Origin of the sequence: Streptomyces sp. (genome assembly GCF_031178505.1) — a bacterium.
GTDB lineage: Bacteria > Actinomycetota > Actinomycetes > Streptomycetales > Streptomycetaceae > Streptomyces > Streptomyces gulbargensis.
On record NZ_JAPSIW010000841.1, the window covers coordinates 1 to 2,886 of the forward strand.

Genomic DNA, 2,886 nt, shown 5'->3' on the forward strand with positions numbered 1-2,886 from the left:
CACCTCGGCGTGAGCGGTCGGGTCGCCGTCGGCCTCGCGCCGGTTGCGCCCCACGGCGCACCCGGTGGACACCCCGGCCTCGTACAGCCAGGAGATCTCCTCGTAGAAGTCGTGGCCGGTGCCCACATCCGCGAAAGGCGAGGTCGACGGCGCGGTGAACTCCGATGACGCCGGCAGTGAGGCGACCCGCGGGGGCCCCAGCGTCGCCGGTTCGCGCACCGGTACGGCCCCGGCCGGGGCGAGGCCGAGAGCGCCCAGCAGGATCGAGGTCATCAGTGCTCCGATGACCGAGCGGATGATGATCGCAGGAGATGGGGAACGACGCATGACCGCGGCTCCTAGCCGGCAAGGGCGCCGACCGCAGAAGAGGTGCGAGGGCCAGCGAGGTCTTTTGCAGATGCTATCTCCTGGCGGACGTCGTCGCCCGTCTGTGACGGCGATCACCTCATGTGTGGCGGCGGCCCGAGTGCTCTTCGAGCGGCCACTGAGCGAGCGACGGCCCCGGGGCGAGGCCCACCTCGCCGCACCCGGCGGGGCGGTCCCTTGCGGATGGGGCCCGCGTCGAGCGGATCGCTGAGGTGATGGGCCGCCGTCCCCGGCGGGGAGCAGAGTCGCCCCCCGACGACTGATCATTCGATCACCGGTCTGCTGCCCACCAGGGCGGCGGTCATCCGATCGATCTCCGACGCCCAGCCCCCCGGCTGGGCGCGTCGACCCGATCCACGTCGAGCGGTGCAGCCCCCCGGCGGATCGTCCTTCATGATACGTCAACTATACCGCTCGTCGGCAGAAAGGACACTTTTCATCTCGTCCCCCTTTCGGCGCTCACGACCAGCAGCATCCCCGGGACACCCTCCCGGAGCAGCCGATGCACGGTGTGCGGGACCGGCACGATCCGTGCGGGATCCGGCGCTGAGGGTGCCGAGGACGGTGGCGGTGAGCTCCTCCCCGCCGTCCGTGCTGTCGAGGAGCTCGCCGGACTGCGCTCGACCGAGGCGGCGTCGGGCAGGTCGTGGCCCCGGCACAGCACGGCCCTCACCACGCCCAGGAGGCCTCCGAGGTGACCGCCAGGAGGGTGGTCGCAGAGCGGGTCCGGTAGCGCTGCCGGTCCGTGCCGGGCAGGGCGGGGAGAGCAGGTCGGTCCAGTCTGCCGTGGCGCAGAGAGGTGGTACCCCATGATCAGGACCAAGCAGGAGCCGCCGCAGGATCCCAGCTGGTGGTGGAGGATGGGACATCTTCTGGACCGAGTGCTGGATGCGGTCAGTGTCGTTCCCCTGCTGGGCTGGCTGATCAGGATCATCGGACGGTGAGACAGGTCCGAGGGCGACAGGGTCGAGTGGGCAGCGGGGGAGCCCGCCGATGGGGTGGGCGTGCCACCGGCAGTCTTCTGGGGATCAGGTGGCAGCCCGGGGGGAGTCGGCCCACGAGCGGAAGCCATGATGCGAGTCGGCGCGGCGGGCTCACGAACCGAGAGGAGGGACGCCTTGGGTGTCCCGTGGACCTGCCCCACGGTTCCCGGGCTCCGTCCCTCGAGTTGCCCCGTCGGTGCGGCGCCCGGGTGGGCGGGGGAGAGCGGGAAGGGCCCACCGGCAGGACGACACGGACGCCGGCCACAGAACGGTGGCGACGTGGTGAAAAATGAGGGCCATGCCGGAGCTGAATCATGACCTGCCCTGGACGGCGCTGCCGCCGTCGTTGACTCCTCTGGTGACGCCGCACCTTCCGGCTGTCGCCCAGGAGCTGATGGATGCGGCCAGCCACGATGTCCCCGTTTATGCCGCTCCCCTGGAGGGTTCCCTGCGGGAGGAGATCCGGCTGGGGGTCGAGGCCGCCCTCAACCGCTTCCTGAGCCTTGCCGGCACCGACCGGCCGGCGTTGCGGGAGGAGGACCGACGCATCTACGAGGGGCTCGGGCGGGCTGAGGTGCACCAGGGCAGACCGATGGATGCCCTGTTCGCTGCCTATCGTTCGGGGGCCCGCACCACCCTGCGGTCGTTGTCGCGGGTGGCCGTGGACGCCGGCTTCGAGGCCTCGGTGCTGATCGCTCTCACCGAGTCGGTGTTCGCCTACATCGAGGAGCTCTCCGCGGTCAGTGCCCAGGGCTACGCCGCCGAGCAGTCGGACCGTGCCGGGGAGCGGGACCGGCTGCGGGACACGGTCGCGGACATGATCATCCGCGGCCATGGCGACGAGGAGTCCGTGCGCACGGCCGCCTCCGCGGCCGGGTGGTCGTTGCCCGAACGGGTGGTCATGGTGACGCTGGCGGCCGATCAGCACACCGGGCTGAGGTCCCGGCTGGGGGAGAGCGTCCTGCTCACCTCCCGTCCCGGGGATCTGGTGGCGGTGGTCCCGGAGCCTTCTTCTGCGACCGGGCGCAGACAGCTGGAGCGGGTTCTCGCCGGGCGAGGGGCCGTGGTGGGCCCGGCCCGGCACTGGCGGGCGGCACCGGACTCACTGCGGCTGGCGGTGACGGCCCGGGACCTGCTGTCGCGTGAGCAGCCGGAGGCCCAGGAGCCGTTGTGGGTCACCGACCACATCCTCGCCCTGGTCCTCCAGACCGAACGGTCCCTGCTGGAGGATCTCGCCACCCAGCGCCTGGCACCCCTGGACACGCTGCGCCCCGGCCAGCAGGAGCGGCTGCACGCCACCTTGCTGTCCTGGCTCAAGCACCACGGCCACCGCGCAGAAATGGCCGCCGAGCTGGGCATCCACGAACAGACCGTCGGCTACCGGATCAACCAGCTGCGCGAGATCTTCGGCGAGGACCTCAACGACCCCCGGACCCGTTTCGAGCTCGAGCTCGTGCTGCGTGCCAACGGCAGGTAGGGGCCGAGCTGCTCCGTGGGCGTGCGGATCCGGTCGGCCGTGTCCCGGTCCGCCCGGATC

3 protein-coding genes are annotated in these 2,886 nt (G+C 71.3%); 2 read left to right on the top strand and 1 reads right to left on the bottom strand.

Annotation, left to right across the window (positions count from 1 at the left end; all coding sequences use genetic code 11):
- On the bottom strand, positions 1-327 hold a 327-nt coding region (locus RIF68_RS33245), incomplete at its 3' end, for a hypothetical protein (RefSeq protein ID WP_309055170.1).
- A gap of 848 nt (positions 328-1,175) precedes the next feature.
- Between RIF68_RS33245 and RIF68_RS33250 the strand changes: the two genes are divergently transcribed.
- Positions 1,176-1,310, top strand: coding sequence for a hypothetical protein (locus RIF68_RS33250; RefSeq protein ID WP_309055172.1), 135 nt, complete (start codon positions 1,176-1,178; stop codon positions 1,308-1,310).
- Positions 1,311-1,647: 337 nt separating this feature from the next.
- Positions 1,648-2,826: a helix-turn-helix domain-containing protein gene (locus tag RIF68_RS33255; protein WP_309055174.1), complete on the top strand. Its 1,179-nt coding sequence runs from the start codon at positions 1,648-1,650 to the stop codon at positions 2,824-2,826.
- Positions 2,827-2,886: the final 60 nt, after the last annotated feature.